The sequence below is a fragment of the Pseudomonas sp. ITEM 17296 genome (assembly GCF_028895205.1).
Taxonomy (GTDB): domain Bacteria; phylum Pseudomonadota; class Gammaproteobacteria; order Pseudomonadales; family Pseudomonadaceae; genus Aquipseudomonas; species Aquipseudomonas kermanshahensis.
This window is the reverse complement of the sequence record NZ_WJRS01000018.1, coordinates 95,013-118,164: the sequence shown is the minus strand read 5'-3', so window position 1 is coordinate 118,164 and position 23,152 is coordinate 95,013. Positions and strand designations below refer to the sequence as shown.

Genomic DNA, 23,152 nt, shown 5'->3' with positions numbered 1-23,152 from the left:
CTCACAGGCGCCGAAAATCCTGCGACGAACACCCCCAACCCCCACCCGACAACCAAAAAAAAAGCCCGCTGACAGGGCGGGCTGAAGGCACAACGCTTGCGTGATTCAGTGGCCAAGCCCATCGCTGATGGCAATGCCTTTGGCCTGCATCGCTTCGATCAACCCGGCGCGCACATGCGGCAGGTTGAGCATGCTGTTCTGACGTACCCGATGCACTTCCTCGCCGCTGTACGGCGGCCATTGCTCGGGTGAGCTGTTGCCGGCCATCCCATCCCGCGCCAGCAGCCAATTAAGCAAATCGGCAATCTGCTGATCATTAAGCGCCGACTGGGAAATCCCCGGTACCCGCACCAGAAACTCGCGCCCGCCCGGCACCCGCAGGAAGTTGCCGACAAACCCCTGCATGCGCGGCGTGTCGTTGGCCGCCGAGCCTTCGCCGTGGTCGCGGTGGCAGCCAGCGCATTGCAACTGATAATTCACCGGCACCGAGTAACCGGCCTGGGCAATCGGCACCGGTGGCACCTCGTTGCCCGGCGCCGGGCGCTGGTTGGGGTTGGGCAGGGTCCTGGCCTGGGCGACAGGCGCCAGCAGGCACAGGATCAACACCGCGGTCAGGGCCTTCACGGCGCTAGACCGCCACACCGCGGATGATGGTAACGGTGCAGTTGTAGATCTTCGACTCAGCCCCGAGGCACCAGTTGATGTCGTTGTTGTTGAACGGGCGATACAAGGGTTGTTCATCGTCGTTGCGCGAGCAGGCGCACTGGCCGCACGCGTGCTTACCGCAGCAGTCGTTGTACGAGATGATGTAGTTCTTGCCATCTGCCGGGTTGCGGCAGGTGCCGATCCAGGTCACCAGCGAGGCATCGGTGCCGGGCGGGCAGGAGGTAATCGAACCGCCGCAGCATGAGCACAGGAAACCGTCGATCGAGCAGTTGCGCCAGTAGTCACAGCTGGTCGGGTCACCTGGGTCGCCCATTTTCGGCTGCTCGGCGGCCAGCGCCTTGGCGGTGCGGTCGATCGGCAGCAGCACCGGCAGGGCAGCGCCGGCGACGATCAGCGAGCCCAGGCGCGCCAGCACCTTGCGCCGTGAGGTGGTGTCGGCGACATGACGGCTGGAGCGTTCAAACAGTTTGTCGAGAAAACTCATGGTGTGCTCCGCGATCAGTGTTGCGCGCTGTGTGGGTGAGCATGGCCCTGCGCGTGGTTGCCGTGCAGGTACTGCTGCAGGCTCGCGCTGCCCAGGTGCACGGTCTCGAACAGGCTGTCCAGGTGCTCGCGGGAGTTGACCAGGCCCTTGGCGCGCAGGGTGCCGGCCTGGTCGATCAACACGGCGTACGGCAGCTTGCCAATCTGGTAGGTCATGCCGATCTCGGGGCCGACCACGTAGGTGGCTTGCTGCAAGTCGTTGGCGTCGATCAGGGCCTGCTGTTCGGCAAAATCACCGTCGCTGACATAGATCACGTCCAGCTCGCCGCTGTTGTCCTTGGCGATCGACTTGATCGCAGGCAGCAGCGATTTGCACACCGGGCAGCCGGGCGCGAGGAAGAACAGCAGTTGCGAGCGTTCGCCGCGGTAGCCGATGTTTACCGGGCGGCCATGGCGGTCGGCGGCGGTGACCTGTGGGGCGGGGTCGTTGACCGTCACGCCTTTGTCTACCATCAGCGCACCGGCAGGCGCGATGCGGCCATGCAGCACGCCGATCTGGCGCACCAGGGCCATGACCGTGAACGCCACCGCGATCAGCAGCAGCCAGAGCAGAATGTTCGATGCGATAAGCAGTTGCATGGGTTATCTCCCAGTCAATTTGGCAAGACGCGGCTGGTTGGCCAGCAGGCCATCCACCGCCACATGAATCAGCAGCGCCACGGCACTGGCCGCAATCACTACGAAAATATCCAGGGCACCGAGTGCACGCTCGGCCATGGGCAGCGCCGCCAGGCCGGCTAACAGGGCGATCACCAGGTTGCGCAGCAACAGCACTGGGCGCAGTGGCTGGGCAGCGCCGGGGCCTGAACAGCCGCAATCGATGTCGCGGCGGCCACGCCACAGGTTGATGCCGATGGCGCTGGCATACAGCGCCATCAACAGCACCACCGCCAACGCCGCGCTGGCTCGCCCACCGGGTAGCAGCAAGGCCAGCGCCAGGGCCAGTTCGGCCAGTGCAAGGCTTGCCGTGGCTACCGGTGCCAGGGGTGCTGGCAGCAGTTGGTAGGCGCGCACGATGGCGCTGAACGCGCGCAGGTCACGTAGCTTGTGGCTGGCGGCACTGGCCAGCAGCGTCGCCAAAGCGGTACTGCTGGCAATCACGAGAACAGGGTCGAGCATGGTCGGGTCTCCTGTTTACCAAGGGGCCAAGGTGAGCACGGGCGTGTCGGCGATCTGGTCTATGGCACCGCTGTGCTTGCCGGTGGCCAGGTCGAAGAACTGCACGCCGCCTTCCAGGTCGGTGGCCACCAGGATGGGCGCCTTGTCATGGCTGGCCTGCAGGCTCCAGACCGGCTTGGGCGAGTCGAGCGTGCCGAGTTTCTTGCCCGTCTTCAGGTCGAACGCCCAGATGGTGGTGCTCGGGTCTTCCCATTTGCCATCGGTATGCTGGTCATGCATCAGCGCATACAGCCGGTTCAGGCCTGGCGCCAAGGCCAGAGCTTGCCAGCCACCCGGCGCCCAGCCTTGCTTGCGTTCCCCGTCGCTGACCAGCGACCAGGTGGGCTGCGGCTTGGCCTTGCCCCCTTCGAAAGTCACCGGGTACACCTCGCCATGGGTGGTGGTGAAATAGTAGGTGTCGCCGTTGGCGATGGCGCGCTCGTTGAGGCGGACCTTGTTTGGGTCGAAGAACGGCGTCTGGGTGCGCGAGACTTCCTTGCCGTCATCATCCAGTGTCACCACCAGCAGTTGGCCGTCACCGCACAGTGACGCGAAGCTGCGTTTGCCGACTGGGTAGTTGAGCACGCAGCCGCTGATGGCGACTTCGCTGGCGACCGTGTGCGTCTGAGTATTGACCACGGTCACCGATGTCGACGGCGTCAGGTTGAAGACATACGCCAGTTTGCTGTCGGCGCTGACGCCCATCGCGTACTTCTCGGTGAGCGTGGAGGCGCGCTTGGCGGGCAGTACCACTTCCCATTGCGGGCGCAGAGTCTGGGTGTCCCACGCCACCAGTACGTCGGTGCGTTCGCCGTAGGTGCCACGCGAGTAGAACAGGTTGGCCGAGTACAGGGTGCGGTTGTCCGGGCTCAGCGCCGTTGGGGCGACGAAGGCGTTGGTGGTCATGCCGAGCATGCGCTTGGCCTTGGGGTCGACCACCACCACCTTGCCGGCGATGGGGTTCTTGAAGTCCACATCGAGGATGTAGACACGGTGAGGGTCCGGCGGGAACGGCAGGTTGTTCTGGCCGATCTCTTCGGCGGGCAGGTCGGCCCGCACCGCGCTTGTGCTCGCAGCCAGGGCCAAGGCCAGGGCTGCCGAGATGCTAAGCCTGTCTACGCGACGCATTGGCTATCTCCGATGTTGTTATGGGTTATGCAGATATCGCAGTGATCGCAGTGTGCCGCCTGGGCCGGCGTGGTGATTTGGCCAGCGTGACATTCTCTTGAGGCTCCCTGACAAAACGCCAGTCGGGGCTGGCAGGCGGGTAGGCGGGGGCCTGAAGATCGGCCCGCACACACTTTTGCGCTGCCTTCCAGGAGTCATGTCATGAGCGATATCCAGCTGTTACCTGCCGTGGTCGAGTTCCTCGCCAGGCCCCATGGCCATTTCATCGATGGCCAATACCAGGCGGGTGAGGCGGGGCCGTCAGTCGATATTCACGACCCCTCCAGCGGCACAGTCATCAGCCGGGTTGCCGAGGCCAGCGAGGCGGAAGTAGCACGTGCGGTGCACAGTGCCCGGCAGGCCTTCAAGGGCAGTTGGGCTGAGGTTTCGCCCTATCAGAAAGGCGTGGTGCTCAACCGCTTGGCTGACCTGATCGAGGCCAATGCCGAAGAGCTGGCACAGCTCGAGACCCTGTGTTCCGGCAAGTCGATCAACCTCTCGCGGGGGTTGGAGATCGCTCAAAGTGTAGTCTTCCTGCGTTATTTCGCGGGTTGGGCGACCAAGATCACTGGGCAGACCATGACCCCGTCGCTGCCTTCATTCGGTGGCGAGCGCTACACCGCCTTTACCCTGCGTGAGCCGGTGGGCGTGGTCGCTGGGATCGTGCCGTGGAATTTCTCGGTGATGATCGGTATCTGGAAGATCGCTTCTGCCTTGGTAACCGGTTGCACCATCGTGATCAAACCCAGCGAATTCACGCCGCTGACGCTGCTGCGCATCGCCGAACTGGCGGTCGAGGCAGGGGTGCCGGCGGGGGCGTTCAACGTGGTCAATGGGCGCGGGCAGGCGGGCCAGCTGTTGATCGAGCACCCGCTCGTGGCCAAGGTCGCGTTCACAGGCTCGGTGCCGACCGGTATCGCCGTCGGCAAGGCCGCGATGGCGGCGAACCTGACCCGCGCCACGCTGGAACTGGGGGGCAAGAACCCGGCTGCCTTGCTGGCCGATGTGGACGTGGACGGCGCCGTGGCAGGCATCCTGCAGACGGCCTTCGTGCACCAGGGGCAAGTGTGCGCTTCGCCGGAGCGGGTGTATGTGCACCGCAGCAAGGTTCAGGAATTTACCCGCAAGCTGGGTGAAGCGCTGGGGCAGTTGAAGATTGGTTCGGCGCTGGACCCCGACGCCCAGTTCGGCCCTTTGGCCAATGCTGCGCACCTGCAGAAGATTCTCGGCTTCTTCGAGCGTGCCCGGGCCAGCAACACGGTGGTTTGTGGGGCAAAGGCGCTCGATCGGCCGGGCTACTTCGTCGAGCCTACGGTGGTGCTGGCCAATGACGCCAGTGACCCGTTGCTGCACGAGGAAACGTTCGGCCCGATCGTCTGTGTGCTGCCGTTCGACGATGAAGAGCAGTTGCTGGCGTTGATGAACGATAGTCCTTATGGCCTGACCGCTAGCCTGTGGACCAACGACCTGTCCAAGGCGCTGCGGCTGATCCCGCAGATCGAAGCGGGCACGGTGTGGGTGAACATGCACACCTTCCTCGACCCGGCGGTGCCGTTTGGTGGGTCGAAGGCATCGGGGGTAGGGCGTGAGTTTGGCAGTGCGTTCATCGAGGATTACACCGAGCTCAAATCGGTGATGATCAGGTACTGAGCAAAGCTAGCAATCGTTTAATCGTGTAGGAGCAGCCTTGTGCTGCGAAGAGGCCGGTGACACCAGCAAATGCTCACTGTGTTATCACCGGCCTCTTCGCAGCACAAGGCTGCTCCTACAACGCGGTGGCTCTAGAATGGTCGTTTTACCCGAGCCTGCAACGCCATGTTGCCCATCGAACTGCTGCCGACCACCGCTGATCAGGCCCCTCTGATCCGCAACTGGCTGCTGCGTTGCTATGCGCAAGACTCGCCCGCCTTCATTCGGCAAAGAACAGTGCAGCAAAATTTTGTGAACCACTTCACAAAATCCGAGTGACCGGCATAATGCCATCACCTCTGTACAAGACCCGGTCGCGCAGCGCCGGGGTCCTTTTCGTGCCCGTCGAAGGTTCAGGTTAATTTCATGTCGCTAGTCGCAAGCCCCGACATCATGTATCGGCTGTTGATCCAGAGCGTGGTGGACTATGCCATCTACCTGCTCACCCCCGAAGGCATTGTTGCCAACTGGAACCCCGGCGCTCAGCGGGCCAAGGGGTACCTTGCCGACGAGATCGTCGGCCAGCATTACTCGTTGTTCTACAGCGAGGTCGAACGGGCTGCCGGGCTGCCCGCGCACAACCTTGAACAGGCCCGTTGCACGGGGCGCTTCGAAGAGGTGGGCGTGCGGCTGCGCAAGGATGGCTCGGCCTTCCATGCGCATGTGGTGATCGACGCGGTGCATGACGATGACGGCCGCCTGGTGGGGTTCGCCAAGGTCACCCGCGACATCTCCGAACGCCACCAGCAGGAGCTGGAGCTGCTCAAAGCCAAGGAACTGGCCGAACAGTACAGCCAAGAGATGGCCAAGCTGTCGCAGTTTCTCGACTCGGTCATTGCCAACATCCCGGCCAGTGTCATGGTCCAGGACCTGGAGAGCCAGCGCATCCTGCTGGCCAACCAGCAGGCCGAACGCCTGTTTGGTGTGCCGGGTTCGAGCATGATTGGGCAACTGCCTGCCCAAAGCCTGGCGCCGGCTGCAGCCGATTACCTGGAGCAACAGCTCGCTCGCGGGGCACGCAGCACCAAGGGCTATGCCGCCGAAACCCGGGTCGACACCCAGTGCGGGCCACGCACCCTGCGCAGCCGTACGCTGCTCAGCCAGCACCGCGAGGGCCAGGCCGACTATGTGCTGTTCGTGGCCGAAGATGCCACTGAAGAGTTGGCGGCCCACGCGCAGATCCACCATATGGCGCACCACGATGCCCTCACCGGGCTGCCCAACCGCACGCTGTTCCATGAGCGTTTGCGCCAAGCCTTGGTGCGTGCTGATGAGAACGCCAAGCTGACCGCTGCCCTGTGCCTGGACCTGGACAATTTCAAGAACATCAACGATTCGTTAGGTCACGCGTTCGGCGACAAGCTGCTGCGTGAGCTAGGCAAGCGCTTGCGCCGCGAACTGCGCGAGCACGACACGTTGGCCCGCCTGGGCGGTGACGAGTTTGCCATCGTGCTCACGGGGCTGGATGGCCGTGATGCCGCGTGCAATACCGCGCAGCGCCTGATCAATGCCATCTGCCCGCCATTTCAGATCGAGGGGCATCAGTTCACGGTGGGTGTGAGTATCGGCGTGGCGATCGCCCCGGATGACAACGACCAGGCCGAGCAACTGCTGGGCTATGCCGACATGGCGTTGTACGAAGCCAAGCGCAATGGCCGCAACCGGTACGAGTGCTTCAATGTCGAGCTGGATGTCGCCGCCCGCCAACGCCGCCTGGTCGAAACCGACCTGCGTACGGCGCTGCACCTTGGTCAACTGCAGTTGCACTACCAGCCGGTGGTCGACCAGCAGACCAGCAGTGTGACGGGGTATGAGGCGTTGTTGCGCTGGGAGCACCCGACCCGCGGCATGGTCATGCCCATGGACTTCATCCACATCGCCGAAGAGACCGGGCTGATTCACGAGCTCGGCATCCGCGCGCTGAACCTGGCGTGCCAGGAGGCGGCCAGCTGGGACAGCGAACAGACAGTGTCGGTCAACCTGTCCCCGGTGCAGTTCAAGAATGCCAACCTGGTTCACACCGTGGCTTTGGCCCTGTCTGATTCGGGCTTGCCGGCGCGGCGCCTGGAGCTGGAGATCACCGAGTCGGTGTTGTTGGGCAACAGTGAGGAGAACGTGCGCACCTTGCGGGCGCTGAAAGACCTGGGTGTGTCGATTTCGCTGGACGACTTCGGTACCGGGTATTCGTCGCTGGGGTATTTGCGTTCGTTCCCGTTCGACCGGATCAAGATCGACAAGTCGTTCGTGCATGACATGTGCGACAGCCGCGAAGCCATGTCGATCATCCGCGCCATTACCGAGCTGTCCAACAGCCTGATGATCAAGGCCACGGCCGAGGGTGTGGAGTCAGAAGAGCAGATGCGGCGCCTGGCGGCAGAGGGGTGCTCGCACTTCCAGGGCTACCTGTATGGGCGGCCTGTGCCGGCGAGTGAGCGGTTGAAGCAGGTGGCGTTGCTGTGGGGCGAGGTGATGCCCGGCGGCCCTGCGCGATCCCTGTAGGAGCAGCCTTGTGCTGCGAAGAGGCCGGTGATAGCACTAAAGATTCACTGTGTTATCACCGGCCTCTTCGCAGCACAAGGCTGCTCCTACACAGGGGGCCAGTATCAGCTATTCCAGTCAGGTGCAAAGTCGGGGCTGACCACGCGCTGATCCTTCGGCAAACCCGCAATCAATGCCCGGTCTTCATCATCCAGCCGCACGTCCAGCGCCGCCAAATTCGCCAACTGGTTCTCGCGGCTGCTGGCCTTGGGGATCACGGCGACGCCGTCCTGGTCGAGCAACCACTTCAGTGCCACCTGGCTCGGCAGGACGCCATGCTTACGGGCAATCGCCTGGATCACCTCTTGTTGCGCCGCCTGCCCGCGTGCCAGCGGGGTGTAGGCTGTGAGCAGCAAGTCGTGGCGGCGCGCATAGTCGAGCAACGGCTGCTGGTCGAGCAGCACGTGGTACTCCACCTGAATGGCCGACAACGGCGCGCCCAGCGTCTCGACCACTTGGCGCAGCAGGCCAAGTGGGAAGTTGGCGACACCAATGCTGCGCGCCTTGCCTTCGTCACGCAGGGCTACCAGGGTCTCGATGCTGCGGGCCAGGTCCCAGTCCTTGCCCGGCCAGTGGATGTGGAACAGGTCGACCTGCTCGGTGCCCAGCACGCGCAGGCTGTCTTCCAGCGACTGACGCATGGCCTTGGGGTCCAGGCGGTCCCACCAGACCTTGGTGGTCAGGTGGATCTGCTCGCGTGGCACGTCGCTCTCGCGCAGGGCTTGGCCCACGGCCGCTTCATTGTTGTAGGCGGTGGCGGTGTCGATGTGTCGGTAACCCAGGTCCAGGGCCTGGCGCACAGCCTGGGTGCACTCGCTGCCGGTCATCGGCCAGGTGCCCAGGCCGATGCAGGGCAGGTCCAGGCCGTTAGGGGTGGTGAGCCTTCGCATGACAGTTCCTTGTAGTGGTTACAGAGTCCGTAGGGGATGGTCTTCGATCAGCCCGGTGCGGACCATGCGCGGCGGGGCGAAAGTGGTCGATCAGCGAACGGAAATTGCGTTTGGCCTCGACAAGCGCCAATTGAACTTCCTTATCCTCGTCTATCTCTTCTAGAATTCGAGCTGTTTCATCCGCCAGGCCAGCCCTGTGCGGCTTTCCCTGGGCGCAGCATCCGGCCGCGCCGCCGTCGAGAACGCCATGAGTTCCAGCACACCGCTGTCCGGAGTCAACCAACCGCTGCGTGGCATCGCCCTGGTGGTGGTGGCGACGTTCCTGTTCGCCAGCCACGATGCCCTGTCCAAGTTCCTCGGTGGCCTGTACCCGATCATCATGGTGGTGTGGGCGCGTTATGTGGTGCACACCCTGCTGATGGCCGGGATCTTCCTGCCCAAGTCTGGCCTCAATGTACTGCGCACCCGTCGCCCGCTGTTGCAGACCCTGCGTGCCCTGAGCCTGCTCAGCACCAGCCTGCTGTTCACCACCGGCCTGCAATACCTGCCGCTGGCGGAGGCCACGGCGGTCAACTTCCTCGCGCCCGTGCTGGTCACGGCCTTGTCGGCACCCCTGCTCAAGGAGCGGGTGACGGTGGGGCAGTGGGTGGCGGTGGTGATGGGCTTTATCGGGGTACTGGTGGTGGTGCACCCCGGTGGTGCGATGTTCACGCCGGCGATCCTGTACCCCTTCGGCTCGGCGCTGGGCTTCTGCTTCTATCAGTTGCTGACGCGAATTCTGGCTGCCCATGACAGCCCCACCACCAGCAACTTCTATGCAGGGCTGTGCAACACCCTGGCGATGAGTGCGCTGGTGCCGTTTTTCTGGGAGGTGCCGCGCTGGGACCACGCGCTGTTGATGCTGGCGCTGGGTGGTTTTGGCATGACGGCCCACCTGCTGCTGACCCAGGCGTTTCGCCATGCTGCACCGGCGCTGCTGGCGCCGTTCAGCTACTGCCAGATCGTGTTTGCCGGGCTGCTTGGGCTGCTGTTCTACAGCCAGGTGCCAGACAGCCTGAGCCTGGTGGGGATCTCGATCATCTGCATCAGTGGCCTGGGCGCGGCGTGGATGCAGCGGAGCAAGTGACACGGCCTGGGTTCATGGCGATGCCATGAACTGCAGGATCCGCTCGCGCAACCAGCGCTCGGCCGGGTCGTTGTCCTGGGCGCCACTCCAGACCATCGACAATTCTGCCTCGGTGATTTCGAAGGGCGCTGGGTCGGCGCGCAAGCTGCCGTCATCGGCCAGGGCGCAGGCGGCGTAGTCCGGTACTGTGGCGATCAGTTCGGTGTTGCGCAGCAGTGCGCGCAGGCTGCCGAACTGCGGCACGGCCAGCACCACCTTGCGGCATCGGCCGATACGCGCCAGGTCCAGGTCGATGTTGCCGCTCATGTCGCCAGAAAACGACACCATCACATGCGGGCGGGCGCAGTACTCGTCGAGGGTCAGTGGCCCCGGTCGATCGTCGGCGCGCAGCACGCGCACGCCAATGTCGCGCAACTTGCGGCGCTTGGCGTTGGCCGGCAGGTCGGTGGTGTAGCTCACGCCCACCGAAATCTCGCCGCTGGAGAGCAGGCCTGGCATCAACAGGAAGTTGGCCCGCCGCACCACCACGCTGATTTCGGGTGCCTCTTCGCGCAAGGCTTGAAGCAGGGCAGGGAGCAGGCCGAACTCGGCGTCGTCCGAAAGCCCGAGGCGGAATACGTTGCAGCTGTTGGCGGGGTCGAACGCCCGCGCACGGCTGATGGCGGAAGAAATCACATCCATGGCCGGCCCCAGCTCGGTGAAAATCTGCATCGCCCGTGGCGTGGGCTCCATGGCCCGACCGTTGCGGATCAGCAGCGGGTCGTCGAACAGCTCGCGCAGGCGGGCGAGGGCGGCGCTGACGGTGGACTGGGTGATGAACAGTTTTTCGCCGACGCGGGTCAGGTTGCGTTCGATCATCAGGGCTTCGAACAGCACCAGCAGGTTCATGTCGACGCGGCGCAGGTCGTTGCGGTTCATGGGGGTTGGCTCACGGGGTCTGAGGGGATTGGCGGTGTATTGAAGCACGGAGCAGGCCCGATTGCCTTGTATGGATGTGCGGGCCTCTTCGCGGGGCAAGCCCGCTCCCACAGGTTTGGTACGGGGCTCGAATCTACCTGTGGGAGCGGGCTTGCCCCGCGAAGAGGCCGGCACGGCAAAACGCTGACAGAGCCAGCCTATTACCCCGTAATACTCGCTCTATTAGAAGTCTGCCCAAGCTCGGCTAGTCTTTCCCCTGGCCCTGTGAATTCCGCGGCCGGGGCGCGCCTGAGCACCTGTGTTCAAGACCGTAGCGCCCCGCCGTGACAGCTTCGCAAGCCCCGTGTCGGCAAGACACCGACCAGACCTGATGAGGGGTAGGCACGAGCCCAAGCGCTCGGCTGATAGAACACCTGGCATAGACCGGAAATCTGGATAACCGACCCAAAGGTACCCACAGATGTCGAACGAATCGAAATGCCCGTTCCATCAAACCGCAGGTGGCGGCACCACCAACCGTGACTGGTGGCCTGACCAGCTCAACCTGAGAATCCTTCACCAACATACCGCCAAATCCGATCCGATGGACCCGGATTTCGACTACGCCAACGCCTTCAAGAGCCTCGATTTCCAGGCCCTGAAGCAAGACCTGACTGCCCTGATGACCGACTCCCAGGACTGGTGGCCCGCTGACTTCGGCCACTACGGCCCGCTGTTCATCCGTATGGCCTGGCACAGCGCCGGGACCTACCGCATTGGCGATGGCCGCGGTGGCGCCGGTTCCGGTCAGCAGCGGTTCGCCCCGCTCAACAGCTGGCCGGACAACGTCAGCCTGGACAAGGCCCGGCGCCTGCTGTGGCCGATCAAGCAGAAGTATGGCAACAAGATTTCCTGGGCTGACCTGATCGTCCTCACCGGCAACGTCGCGCTGGAGTCCATGGGCTTCAAGACCTTTGGTTTCTCTGGCGGGCGTGCCGATGTGTGGGAGCCGGATGAAGACGTGTACTGGGGCTCGGAAAAGGTCTGGCTGGGCGGCGATACCCGCTACGGCAAGGAGCAGGTCAAGGCACAGGAACCCGGCCAGGGTGACCTGGTTGCCGAACCCGCCAAGCACGGCGAAGAACAGAGCCGCAATCTGCAGGCAGAGCGCAACCTGGAAAACCCGCTGGCCGCCGTGCAGATGGGCCTGATCTACGTCAACCCGGAGGGCCCGGAAGGCAACCCTGACCCGGTCGCTTCGGGCAAAGACATCCGCGAAACCTTCGGCCGCATGGCCATGAACGATGAAGAGACCGTGGCGCTGATCGCCGGGGGCCATGCGTTCGGCAAGACCCATGGCGCAGGCCCCGCCGACAACGTGGGGGCCGAGCCCGAGGCTGCGGGCCTGGAGATGCAGGGCCTGGGTTGGGCCAACAAGTTCGGCTCCGGTAAAGGCCCCGACACCATCACCAGCGGCCTGGAAGTGACCTGGACCTCGACGCCCACGCGCTGGAGCAACGAGTACCTCAACAACCTGTTCAATTTCGAGTGGGAGCTGACCAAGAGCCCGGCCGGTGCGCACCAGTGGCGGCCGAAGGAAGGCAAAGGCGCAGGCACCGTGCCGGATGCCCATGACCCCAGCAAAACCCATGCGCCGTCCATGCTCACCTCCGACCTGGCGCTGCGCTTTGACCCGATCTACGAGCCGATAGCCCGCCGCTTCAAGGACAACCCTGACCAACTGGCGGACGCCTTTGCTCGTGCCTGGTACAAGCTGATCCACCGCGACATGGGCCCGCTGGCGCGCTATCTCGGGCCAGAAATGCCCAACGAGGAATTGCTGTGGCAAGACCCGCTGCCTAAAGCCGACCCGGTATCGTTGGGCGATCAGGATGTCGCAGCGCTCAAGGCCAAGATTCTGGCTTCAGGCTTGAGCGTGGGCGAGTTGGTATCGACTGCTTGGGCCTCAGCCTCGACCTTCCGTGGGTCCGACAAGCGCGGCGGAGCCAATGGCGCACGCTTGCGCCTGGCACCGCAGAAAGACTGGGCTGCGAACCAGGGCGTAGGCAAGGTCTTGGCAGCGCTGGAGAAGATCCAGGGCGAGTTCAACAACGGTGGCAAGAAGGTCTCCCTGGCCGACCTGATCGTGCTGGCAGGTACCGCCGCCGTGGAGAAGGCCGCCAAGGATGCGGGTTACAGTGGCAGCGTCGGCTTCCGCCCCGGCCGCGTCGATGCGTCCCAAGAGCAGACCGATGTTGAGTCGTTCGCCGTGCTGGAACCGCTGGCCGATGGCTTCCGCAACTTCACCAAGGACCGTTACAGCGTCAAGGCCGAGAAGCTGCTGCTGGACAAGGCCCAACTGCTGACCCTGACGGCGCCCGAGCTGACCGCGCTGATCGGCGGCCTGCGTGTGCTGGGCGCCAACCATGGCGGCAGCAAGGACGGGGTGTTCACCGACAAGCCGGGTACGTTGAGCAACGACTTCTTCCGCAACCTGCTGGACATGGGCGTGGAATGGACGCCGACGTCAGCCGACAACGAGCGCTTTGAAGGCCGGGACCGCAAGACCGGGCAGGTTAAATGGACGGGCAGCCGTGTTGACCTGGTGTTCGGTTCGCATGCCCAGTTGCGGGCGTTGAGCGAGGTGTATGGCAGCAGCGATGGCAAGGACAGGTTTGTGAAGGCCTTCGTTGCAGCTTGGGTAAAAGTCATGGAGCTGGACCGCTTTGATCTGAAATAAAGCGTGCCTGAAACCCCACAGCCTGTGTAGGAGCAGCCTTGTGCTGCGAAGAGGCCGGTACAGATAGCCGCAATTCGGGCTGCCTGTGCCGGCCTCTTCGCAGCACAAGGCTGCTCCTACACGTCGGTGGCCATCCCGCCAATTCCAGGTCGGATAGATACAAAAGCGTCCTCGTTCGTTCTGTTGCAATGCTTCTCAGGCGGCCGGCCTGAAACAGCGTGCTCACAACGACAAGGAACCCGACCATGCACATGCCAAAAACCCTGAAGATCCGCAACGGCGACAAGGTCAAAGCGACCTTCTCCGCTCAGGAATACGCAGCCCGCCACGCCCGCCTGCGGGCCTACATGGCCGAGCAGGACATCGAAGCGGCGATCTTTACCTCGTACCACAACGTCAATTACTACAGTGATTTCCTCTACTGCTCGTTTGGCCGCCCCTATGCACTGGTGGTGACCCAGGACAAGGTCGTCTCGATCAGTGCCAACATCGATGGCGGCCAGCCTTGGCGGCGCACGGTCGGCACCGACAACATCGTCTACACCGACTGGCAACGCGACAACTTCTTCGTCGCCATTCAACAAGCGCTGCCGCTGGCCTCGCGCATCGGCGTGGAATACGACCACCTCAACCTGCAGAACCACGCCAAGCTCGCCGCCTGCTACCCCAAGGCCGAGTTGTTGGACATCGGCGCCCCGTGCATGCGCATGCGCATGATCAAGTCCGCAGAAGAGCAGGCGTTGATCCGGCACGGCGCGCGGGTGGCCGATATCGGCGGCGCGGCAGTGGTCGAGGCCCTGCGTGAGCATGTGCCCGAGTACGAAGTGGCGCTGCATGCCACCCAGGCGATGGTTCGCGAGATCGCCAAGTCTTTCCCCGACGGCGAGCTGATGGACACCTGGACCTGGTTCCAGTCCGGGCTCAACACCGACGGCGCGCACAACCCGGTCACCAGCCGCACGGTGGGCAAGGGCGAGATCCTCAGCCTCAATTGCTTCCCGATGATCGCCGGCTATTACACCGCCCTTGAGCGCACCTTGTTCCTCGACCATTGCCCGGATGATCACCTGCGCCTGTGGCAGGCCAACGTCGAGGTGCATGAGGCTGGGCTGAAACTCGTGCGCCCGGGCATGCGCTGCAGTGACATTGCTCGTGAGCTGAACGAGATCTTCCTGCGTCACGACCTGCTGCAGTACCGCACGTTTGGCTATGGCCACTCGTTTGGGACGTTGAGCCACTACTACGGTCGCGAGGCGGGGCTTGAGCTGCGCGAAGACATCGACACCGTGCTGGAGCCGGGCATGGTGGTGTCGATCGAGCCGATGATCATGCTGCCCGAAGGTCGACCGGGTGCTGGCGGCTACCGCGAGCACGATATCCTCATCGTCAACGACAGCGGCGCCGAAAACATCACCAAGTTCCCGTACGGGCCGGAGCACAACATCATCCGCAAATGATGCTCGGTGCCGGCCCCTGTAGGAGCGGGTTTACCCGCGAAGAGGCCGGCACCAACAACAATAAAATCACTGTATGACCACCAGACCCTGCCTCCAATTAGAAGAACCAGAGGGTACCCGTCATGTCCAGCACCACCCTAAACGCCTCAACCCTCGGCAACGTCGCGCACAGCGCCGAACGCCAGGCCCTGCGCAAGGCCGCGCGCGCCAGTTTCATGGGCAACTTCGTCGAATGGTTCGACTACGCCGCCTACGGCTACCTCGCCACCATCATTGCCGCCACGTTTTTCCCGCAAACCGACAAAACTACCGGCCTGCTGGCGACCTTCGCGGTGTTCGCCCTGTCGTTTCTCGTTCGCCCGCTGGGCGGCGTGGTCTGGGGCCACTTTGGTGATCGCCATGGGCGACGCAATGCGCTGTCGTTGTCGATCCTGATCATGTCGATCTCGACCTTCTGCATCGGCCTGCTGCCTGGCTATGCGCAGATCGGCCTATGGGCACCGTGCCTGTTGCTGGTGATACGCCTGGTGCAGGGCTTTTCGGCGTCGGGCGAATACGCGGGGGCATCGGCCTTCCTGGCCGAATACGCGCCCCAGGGCCGGCGTGGCCTGTACACCAGTATCGTGCCGGCCAGCACGGCAGCGGGGTTGCTGTTCGGTGCGGCGTTTGTGGCGGTGCTGCATGAGCTACTCAGCACCGAGGACCTGCACAGCTGGGGCTGGCGCCTGCCGTTCCTGCTGGCTGCACCGTTCGGGCTGGTGGGCCGTTACATCCGCATGAGCCTGCAGGACACCCCCAAGTTTCTGGAGATGGAGCAGCGTCTCGAGAACAAGGCCTGCATGACCCCGGCGCCGATTCGCGAGTTGCTGACCCAGCATCGCCGCAGCCTAGGCATCGGTATCGGCGTGACGTGCCTGAACGCGGTGGCGTTCTACCTGCTGCTCAGCTATATGCCGACGTACTTGTCCACTGAGCTGGGCATGACCGAGCGAGATGCCTTCATTGCCTCGACGGTTTCATTGGCCACTTACATCGGCCTGATTTTCCTGATGGGGCGGCTGTCTGATCAGTTTGGCCGCAAGACCATGCTGGTGATCGCCTCGCTGCTATTTTTGGGGCTCACCGTGCCCTTGTTCACGTTGCTCGATGGGCAACCGCTGCTGGTGATTCTGGCCATCCAGATTCTGTTTGGCGCGATGCTGGCGATGAACGATGGGACCTTGCCGTGCCTGTTGGCGGAGATCTTCCCGACGCGGGTGCGCTTCAGTGGTTTCGCCCTGAGCTTCAACGTGGCCAATGCCTTGTTTGGCGGGACGGCGCCGTTCATTGCCACCTGGCTGATACAGGTGACGGGCAGCAAGCTGGCGCCGGCGGGGTACCTGTTGGCCGCAGCACTGGTGGCGCTGGTGGCGATGCTGATGTGCCGGGAGACGGCGCATGCGGCCTTGAAGGATTGATTCGATCTGTGCCGGCCTCTTCGCGGGCAAGCCCGCTCCCACCAGTAGGGTGCACCCTCAGGTCCAGCACCATTCCTGTGGGAGCGGGCTTGCCCGCGAAGAGCCCAGCACTGTCTGATGTCAGTGCAACGAAGCCTGCCGCCGCTCCCCCAGCGGCGACAGCCCAAAAAACCGGCTGTAACTCTTGGAAAAATGCGCCGGCGAGCTGAACCCACAGGCCAGCGCCACCTCACGCACCTGCACATCGCTACGCAACAACAACTCCCGCGCCCGCGACAGCCGCAACTCCAGGTAATACTGGCTGGGCGTGCGCTGCAGGTATTTATGAAACAACCGCTCCAATTGGCGCACGGTCACTTCATTGAGGCTGGCCAGCTCCTCCAGCGCCAGTGGCTCCTCCAGGTTGGCTTCCATGATCGCCACCACTTGGCTCAACTTGGGCTGAGCGCTGCCGAGCAGGGTGCGCAGGGGCACCCGCTGGCGTTCGCGCTCGCCACGCACACGGTCGCACAGCAGCAGTTCGGCGGCCTTGGCGGCGATGTCCTGGCCACCTTCTTCGCGGGCCACCAGTTGCAGCATCATGTCCATGGCCGCCACACCGCCCGAGCAGGTGTAGCGGTCGCGGTCCAGTTCGAACAGCTGGCCAGAAATGACGATACCGGGGAACTGCTCCTGCAACGTCTGCATGTCTTCCCAGTGGATGGTGCAGCGGTAGCCCTTGAGCAACTCGGCCTTGGCCAGCAGGTAACTGCCTGTGCAGATGCCGCCCAACGGCAGGCGTTGACGGGCCAGCTGGCGTAGCCAGTCGATCAAGGGCCGGTTGCCACGGCTGCGATCGATCGGGTTGGCCCCGACCACCAACAGGGCGTCCAGCGCCGGGGCGTTGCCGATGCTGTAGTCAGGCAACACGCGCATGCCGTTGCTGGCCGCCACCGGTTCATCGCTGGCGGCGATCAGCACGGTGCGGTACATCGGCCGGCGGGCCGCCAGGTTGGCCATGCGCAGGGTCTCCACCGCCGACGCCAGGCCGATGGTGGTGAAGTTGGGCAAGATCAGAAAACCGAAGGTCTTGGCGGGCGAAGGCGTTACGATTGCAGAAACGGGGTGGACCATTGCGATCTTCCTGTGCAAGCTGAGGCGTGATTCGTCGGGGGCAGTGAGAAAAACAGGCCTCGCATGATTCTTGTTGTTATAGGTCGTTACCCGGTCGATCTTACACCCCGGGCTGGTGGCCAGGAATGGACCTGAATGCAGACAGAAGGTGAACCTACGTGAACCCCGAATCCATGCTGGCGGCGCTGCCAGGTTTCGCCCTCGCGCCTGAGGCGATCCAGGTATTGCCCGATGCCGCGGCGTACCGTCGCTGCCTGCTCGAGCGCATCGCGACGGCGACCCGGCGCATCGTCATCGTCGCCCTGTACCTGCAGGAGGACGAGGCCGGGCAGGAAGTGCTCGATGCCTTGTACCAGGCCAAGGCCGCGCGGCCAGGCCTGGAAATCACCATTGTGGTTGACTGGTTCCGTGCCCGCCGTGGCCTGCTGGGGGGCGGGCGGCAGCCGGGTAATGCGGCCTGGTACCAGGCCCAGCGTCAATTGCGTGGGCTGGATGTGGTGATCCATGGCGTTCCGGTGCAAACCCGCGAGCTGTTTGGTGTGTTGCACTTGAAAGGCAGCATCATCGACGACTGTGTGATCTACACCGGTGCCAGCCTCAACAACGTGTACCTGCACCGTTTCGACCGCTATCGCCTGGATCGCTATCACCTGTTCCAGTCGCCTGCGCTAGCCGATGCCATGGTCGACCTGGTTAGACGTTTGCTGCACCACACCGCCACACCGCGGCTGGACTTGCCGGCACCGCCAGCGACCCGCAGCTTGCGCGGTGACATCCGGCGTTTGCGCGCGCGGCTGCGGCGCATGGTCTATGAGGTACCCGCCGGCGAAGCGGGGCAGGGCTTGCGGGTCATCCCGCTGCTTGGCGTTGGGCGGGGCAACCCGCTCAACAAAGCACTTTGCGCACTGCTGGCCGCGGCACGCACGCAGATCATCATCAGCACGCCTTATTTCAACCCGCCTCGGGTATTGATGCGCGAAATCGACCACGCGCTGGACCGTGGCGTGCGCGTGGAGCTGATCGTCGGCGATCGTACTGCCAATGACTTTTATATCGCTCCGGGTGAGCCGTTCAGTGCTAGCGGTGCGTTGCCCTACTTGTACGAGGACAACCTGCGCGCCTTTGCCCGCCGTCGCCAGGCCGCGCTTGCCAATGGCCAGCTCGAAGTGCGGATTTGGAACGACCCTGGGCACACCTTCCATGCCAAGGGGCTGTGGATCGACCAGCGTTATTCGCTGCTGACCGGTAACAACCTCAACCCGCGTGGGTTCAACCTGGACCTTGAGAATGGCCTGCTTATCGATGACCCAGCAGGGCAGTGGTTGGTACCTCGAGACGTGGAATTGACGGGGATACGCCGGCACGCACGGAAAATCGATTCAGCGGCCGAGCTCGGGGTCAAGGCCGAGCACCCCAAGGAGGTGCGCAAGCTGTTGCGGAGGTTGCGCTATAGCCGCCTGGAACCGTTGATCAAACGGGTGCTTTAACGGTGTGGGAGGGGCTCTGAAAAAGTGTGGCAAGCGCATACAATCAGCCCATTTCCCACGTTAACCAGATAGGCCAAACCGTCTATGGCGCTTGATCCACCCACGATGCTGACGATTACGATCGCCCTGGCAGCCGCTGCTGCTTTGTACCTGGCGATCGAATGGCGCAGCGTTCGCGAGGCTTCACTCCTGTTTTGGAGCGCGGGCTTCGCCACTATTACCGTTGGCTCCACTCTGGCCCTGTTGCGTGGCATTGGCTTGCTGTTGATCGGCATCTGGTTCGCCAACGGGTTGCTGGTGGTGGCGCATGCGTTTTTCCTGATGGGGGTGTTGCGCTTTACCCAGAACCGCCTGTCGCGCACCTGGCTGCTGATGGTGCCGGTGTGGTTCGCCTTGCTGCTGCTGCCCGCGGGGCCGGAGTGGTCGAAGGTGATGCTGATGGTCAACTCGTTGCTGGTGGCGCTGTTGACCCTCAAGGCCAGCTTTTTGTTGAAGCCCCACGGCAGGTCGCTGAGCGTGGGCGCGGTGCAATTGCGCTATGTGTTGCTGATCCATGGGTTGTTCTATGTGGCGAAGGCGATCATTGCGATCACGCCGGGCACCTTGATTGACCTGGCGACCTTTGGCGGGCTGATCATTCAGATTTCCCTGGTCGAGGGGGCGATGGCGATCATGTTGATTGCGCTGTCGATGACGGGGACGGTGCGTTATCGCCGTGAAGAACGTATCGCCAGGCTGGCGGCGCGCGATCCGTTGACGGCGCTGTACAACCGGCGGGCGCTGGAAGTGCGGGCGCCGCACTTTTTCAAAGAGGTCAGCCCGGCGCGGCCGGGGGCCTTGCTGTTGATCGATATCGACAACTTCAAGCTGGTCAACGATTTGCACGGGCACATTGCGGGGGATCGGCTGTTGATCGCCTTGAGCGAGATGATTCGTGCGGTGTTGCCGGAGCGGTCGCTGGCGGCGCGGCTTGGGGGGGATGAGTTTGTGATTCTGCTCAGTGACGCGACGCGGGAGCGGGTGGTGGAGCTGGGTAGCCAGTTGCGTGAGCGGTTTCAGCTGTTTGCTGGGCAGACGGTGCCTACGCCGCAGGCGGTTACGTTGAGTATTGGGGCTAATGTGTTTGATCAGCCGCCGGTGAGTTTGGCGGCGTTGATTGAGCAGGGGGATGTGGCGTTGTATGAGTCGAAGCGCGGGGGGCGTGACAGTATTCGGCTGGTTGAGCGGGAGGGTTTGGTTTCTTGATCGTTGGTGTGGGTGTTGGTGTTGGTTTTGAGGGGGTGGTTGATCCAGCATTGGGGCGACGCTTAGTCACCTTTCCGCCCTTACGGCGGGTCACTTTTTGGCAAACGCCCCAAAAAGTAACCAAAAAAGGCTGCGCTCCATCATACGGCCCCTACGCTGCGCTTCGGGGTCCCCTCGCTACGGCCTTGCTCCCGGGAGGACCGCGCTGCAGGGCCCATCCTGGGCCCCAGCGCTTGACGGGCATCCTTGCCCGTCACCTCCCTCCGCAAGGCCTGCGCTCGGCCTCCTGAGTCGCTGAAGGTCAAAAGCCAGATCAAGATCAAGATCAACAGCCAGATCAAGATCAACAGCCAGCTCGAGAGCTGGCGCCAGACATCGTTTTCAGGTCACTACTTGGTAGCACGGCACATAGGCGGCACCACCCGGCAACTTCATGCGGTGCTGGTCGACGAATGCTTGTAACAATCGCCCCAGTGGCTCCAATACTGCGCTGTCGCCGCGGATCTGGTAGGGGCCGTGTTCTTCGATCAGGCGGATGCCTTTGTCCTTGACGTTGCCGGCAACGATGCCGGAAAACGCTCGGCGCAGGTTGGCGGCCAGTTCATGGGGCGGTAGCTCGCGGCGCAGGGCGAGTTCGGCCATGTTGGCGTGGGTCGGGTCGAACGGGTGCTGGAAGCCCTCGTCGATCTTCAGCAGCCAGTTGAAGTGGAAGGCGTCGTTGCGTTCGCGGCGGAACTGTTTGACCTCCTTGAGGCCTTCGACCATGTGGCGCGCGACTTCGGCTGGGTCATCGATGATGATCTGGTAGTGGCTTTGCGCGGCTTCACCGAGGGTGGCGCCGACGAAGGCGTGCAGTTGCAGCAGGAACTGCTCGGCACTGCGGGGGCCAGTGAGCACGACCGGGAAGGGCAGGCCTTGGTTGTCCGGGTGCATGAGGATGCCGAGCAGGTAGAGGAACTCTTCGGCAGTACCGGCGCCGCCCGGGAAGATGATGATGCCGTGGCCGACACGCACGAAGGCTTCCAAGCGCTTCTCGATGTCCGGCAAGATCACCAGCTCGTTGACGATCGGGTTGGGCGCTTCGGCGGCGATGATGCCCGGCTCGGTCAGGCCCAGGTAACGGCTGCCGTGCATACGCTGCTTGGCGTGGGCGATGGTGGCGCCTTTCATCGGGCCCTTCATTACCCCAGGGCCGCAGCCGGTGCAGATGTCCAGCTTGCGCAGGCCCAGTTCGTGGCCGACCTTTTTGGTGTATTGGTATTCCTCGCTGCTGATCGAGTGGCCGCCCCAGCACACCACCATTTTCGGCTCCACGCCTGGGCGTAGGGTGCGGGCGTTGCGCAGCAGGTGGAACACGTAATCGGTGATGCCCTGGGAGCTTTCCAGGTCGATGCGTTGGCTAGCCAGCTCGCTTTCGGTATAGACGATGTCGCGCAGGGCGCTGAACAGCATTTCACGGGTGCTGGCGATCATTTCGCCATCGACGAAGGCATCGGCGGGGGCATTCAGCAGCTCAAGGCGTACGCCCCGGTCTTGCTGGTGGATACGCACCTCGAAGTCCTTGTAGGCCTCGAGAATGGTTTTGGCATTGTCGACATGCGCGCCGGTGTTGAGGATGGCCAGCGCGCATTGGCGGAACAGGGTGTAGAGGCTACCGGTACCGACTTCGCTCAGTTGCTGGACTTCACGTTGCGACAGCGTCTCCAGGCTGCCTTTGGGGCTGACGGATGCATTTATGACATGGCGTTGGGGCATCTAAGTCTTTCCTGTGCAGGTAAAACATCCTTCTTAGACAACACCATAAGTCATGCGAAGAGCTTTTGCACACCCAGCGTAATTGCCAGCCCGCCCCCCACCAGCCAAAGGTTCAGTATCGCCCCGGTCAACAGCGCCCGTGGCCCTGCCTGGCGGATCTGGCTGAAGCGTGTCTCCATCCCCAGCGCCGTCATGGCCATGGTCAGGGCAAAGGTGTCGAGGCTATTGATCGCCTGGGTCACACTGCCAGGCAGCACCTGCAGCGAGTTCACCAGCACCAGCGCCAGGAAGCCGAAAGCGAACCAGGGCATGGCGATGCGGCCATTGCCTTGCGCCTGCCCCGGCTGGCGCGAGCGGCTGATCCACAGGCCCACCACCAGCAGCACCGGCACCAGCAGCATCACCCGGGTCATCTTGACGATGGTGGCGATGTGCGTCGCCTCGGGGCTGACGTTGCTGGCTGCACCTATCACCTGGGCCACTTCGTGGATCGTGCCGCCCAGGAACAGGCCCGCGCCCAGGGTATCCAGGTGCAGCCAGCCGGCATTGATCGCCAAGGGGTAAAGGAACATCGACAGGGTACCGAACAGCACTACGCTGCCAACGGCCATGGCACTCTTGTGCGGGGCGCTGCGCAGCGCCGACTCGAACGCAAGTACTGCAGCGGCGCCGCAAATGGCACTGCCTGCCGCAGTGAGCAGCGCGGTGTCGCGGTCCAGCTTGAGCAGCTTCATGCCGCACCAGAGCCCGATCAGGAGGGTGCTGACCACCACCAGCAGCGAAACCGTCAGGCCCGACCAGCCGACTTCGGCGATTTCCTGCAGGCTGACCCGCAGGCCGAAAAAGGCCACGGCGATGCGCAGCAGCCCGCGGGCCGAGAAGTTGATGCCCGCCGCCCAGCTCGCCGGCACGCCATCGCGCAGCGCGTTGCCGTACAGGGCACCGGCAACGATACCGACGATCAGCGGGCTGATGCCCAGGTTGGCGATGGCGGGCAAGGCTGCCAGTTGGGTGACGGCAAGCGCGAAAAGCGCCACAAACAAAATGCCATTGAGCCGCCCTCGGGTAGAGAGGGTAGGCGCGTAGGCGGGGTGGGATGGAACCGTGACCATGTGAGTCCTCCGGGAAAAGTATTTCGACAAGGCCTACGTTAATATGGTTATAAGCTTATAAAAAATCGTAATTTAGGATGTGAAGTATCCGTTTAGCTGATATTTTGAATTC

The 23,152-nt window shown here is 63.2% G+C and carries 19 protein-coding genes; 9 read left to right on the top strand and 10 right to left on the bottom strand.

Annotated elements, in window-relative coordinates:
• Positions 1-105: 105 nt before the first annotated feature.
• The 5 genes from GIB19_RS19375 to GIB19_RS19355 are packed head-to-tail and all read right to left on the bottom strand — an operon-like array spanning position 106 to position 3,495.
• Entirely contained in the window at positions 106-624 is a 519-nt protein-coding gene (locus GIB19_RS19375; RefSeq protein ID WP_252823673.1) for a cytochrome c, read from the bottom strand.
• Positions 625-628: 4 nt separating this feature from the next.
• Complete coding sequence (locus GIB19_RS19370) at positions 629-1,150, bottom strand: methylamine dehydrogenase light chain (protein ID WP_027595339.1); 522 nt, start codon at positions 1,148-1,150, stop codon at positions 629-631.
• Between the two features lie 14 nt (positions 1,151-1,164).
• Positions 1,165-1,788, bottom strand: coding sequence for a methylamine dehydrogenase accessory protein MauD (gene mauD / locus GIB19_RS19365; RefSeq protein WP_274887689.1), 624 nt, complete (start codon positions 1,786-1,788; stop codon positions 1,165-1,167).
• Positions 1,789-1,791: 3 nt separating this feature from the next.
• Positions 1,792-2,328, bottom strand: a complete 537-nt coding sequence (locus GIB19_RS19360) for a MauE/DoxX family redox-associated membrane protein (RefSeq protein WP_099429009.1) — start codon at positions 2,326-2,328, stop codon at positions 1,792-1,794.
• Positions 2,329-2,343: 15 nt separating this feature from the next.
• Positions 2,344-3,495, bottom strand: a complete 1,152-nt coding sequence (locus tag GIB19_RS19355; protein ID WP_274887688.1) for an amine dehydrogenase large subunit — start codon at positions 3,493-3,495, stop codon at positions 2,344-2,346.
• Positions 3,496-3,696: 201 nt separating this feature from the next.
• Between GIB19_RS19355 and GIB19_RS19350 the strand changes: the two genes are divergently transcribed.
• From GIB19_RS19350 to GIB19_RS19340, 3 genes are all read left to right on the top strand, one after another.
• Complete coding sequence (locus GIB19_RS19350; RefSeq protein WP_099429011.1) at positions 3,697-5,184, top strand: aldehyde dehydrogenase family protein; 1,488 nt, start codon at positions 3,697-3,699, stop codon at positions 5,182-5,184.
• Positions 5,185-5,349: 165 nt separating this feature from the next.
• Positions 5,350-5,502 carry a hypothetical protein gene (locus tag GIB19_RS19345; RefSeq protein WP_274887686.1) on the top strand — a complete coding sequence of 51 codons (153 nt, stop codon included), beginning with the start codon at positions 5,350-5,352 and terminating at the stop codon, positions 5,500-5,502.
• Positions 5,503-5,589: 87 nt separating this feature from the next.
• A complete protein-coding gene (locus GIB19_RS19340; RefSeq protein ID WP_274887684.1) occupies positions 5,590-7,722 on the top strand; it encodes a putative bifunctional diguanylate cyclase/phosphodiesterase in 2,133 nt (710 codons plus the stop codon).
• A gap of 104 nt (positions 7,723-7,826) precedes the next feature.
• Here GIB19_RS19340 and GIB19_RS19335 read toward each other — a convergent pair whose 3' ends face one another.
• Complete coding sequence (locus GIB19_RS19335; RefSeq protein ID WP_099453760.1) at positions 7,827-8,651, bottom strand: aldo/keto reductase; 825 nt, start codon at positions 8,649-8,651, stop codon at positions 7,827-7,829.
• Positions 8,652-8,898: 247 nt separating this feature from the next.
• On the opposite strand from GIB19_RS19335, the gene GIB19_RS19330 reads away from it, so the two are divergent.
• Complete coding sequence (locus GIB19_RS19330) at positions 8,899-9,777, top strand: DMT family transporter (RefSeq protein ID WP_027595346.1); 879 nt, start codon at positions 8,899-8,901, stop codon at positions 9,775-9,777.
• A 12-nt stretch (positions 9,778-9,789) separates the two neighbouring features.
• Here the strand turns inward: GIB19_RS19330 and GIB19_RS19325 are convergent, their stop codons facing one another.
• Positions 9,790-10,695 carry a LysR family transcriptional regulator gene (locus GIB19_RS19325; RefSeq protein ID WP_027595347.1) on the bottom strand — a complete coding sequence of 302 codons (906 nt, stop codon included), beginning with the start codon at positions 10,693-10,695 and terminating at the stop codon, positions 9,790-9,792.
• Positions 10,696-11,155: 460 nt separating this feature from the next.
• Between GIB19_RS19325 and katG the strand changes: the two genes are divergently transcribed.
• From katG to GIB19_RS19310, 3 genes are all read left to right on the top strand, one after another.
• Complete coding sequence (gene katG, locus GIB19_RS19320) at positions 11,156-13,414, top strand: catalase/peroxidase HPI (RefSeq protein ID WP_274887682.1); 2,259 nt, start codon at positions 11,156-11,158, stop codon at positions 13,412-13,414.
• 245 nt (positions 13,415-13,659) lie between these two features.
• Positions 13,660-14,871 carry a M24 family metallopeptidase gene (locus tag GIB19_RS19315; RefSeq protein WP_265969071.1) on the top strand — a complete coding sequence of 404 codons (1,212 nt, stop codon included), beginning with the start codon at positions 13,660-13,662 and terminating at the stop codon, positions 14,869-14,871.
• Between the two features lie 122 nt (positions 14,872-14,993).
• Complete coding sequence (locus GIB19_RS19310; RefSeq protein ID WP_186682572.1) at positions 14,994-16,328, top strand: MFS transporter; 1,335 nt, start codon at positions 14,994-14,996, stop codon at positions 16,326-16,328.
• A 120-nt stretch (positions 16,329-16,448) separates the two neighbouring features.
• Here the strand turns inward: GIB19_RS19310 and GIB19_RS19305 are convergent, their stop codons facing one another.
• Positions 16,449-17,441 (bottom strand): GlxA family transcriptional regulator, encoded by a 993-nt coding sequence (locus GIB19_RS19305; RefSeq protein WP_085274324.1) that lies wholly within the window; start codon positions 17,439-17,441, stop codon positions 16,449-16,451.
• Positions 17,442-17,614: 173 nt separating this feature from the next.
• Here GIB19_RS19305 and pssA point away from each other — a divergent pair, with 173 nt between their 5' ends.
• Together pssA and GIB19_RS19295 are read left to right on the top strand one after the other, a co-directional pair.
• A complete protein-coding gene (gene pssA, locus GIB19_RS19300) occupies positions 17,615-18,928 on the top strand; it encodes a CDP-diacylglycerol--serine O-phosphatidyltransferase (protein ID WP_446731397.1) in 1,314 nt (437 codons plus the stop codon).
• 84 nt (positions 18,929-19,012) lie between these two features.
• Positions 19,013-20,173, top strand: coding sequence for a GGDEF domain-containing protein (locus GIB19_RS19295; RefSeq protein ID WP_274887678.1), 1,161 nt, complete (start codon positions 19,013-19,015; stop codon positions 20,171-20,173).
• Positions 20,174-20,554: 381 nt separating this feature from the next.
• On the opposite strand, the gene ppnN is transcribed toward GIB19_RS19295, so the two are convergent.
• Positions 20,555-21,928 (bottom strand): nucleotide 5'-monophosphate nucleosidase PpnN, encoded by a 1,374-nt coding sequence (ppnN, locus tag GIB19_RS19290; protein ID WP_274887676.1) that lies wholly within the window; start codon positions 21,926-21,928, stop codon positions 20,555-20,557.
• Positions 21,929-21,978: 50 nt separating this feature from the next.
• Positions 21,979-23,040 carry a YeiH family protein gene (locus GIB19_RS19285; protein WP_274887675.1) on the bottom strand — a complete coding sequence of 354 codons (1,062 nt, stop codon included), beginning with the start codon at positions 23,038-23,040 and terminating at the stop codon, positions 21,979-21,981.
• Positions 23,041-23,152: the final 112 nt, after the last annotated feature.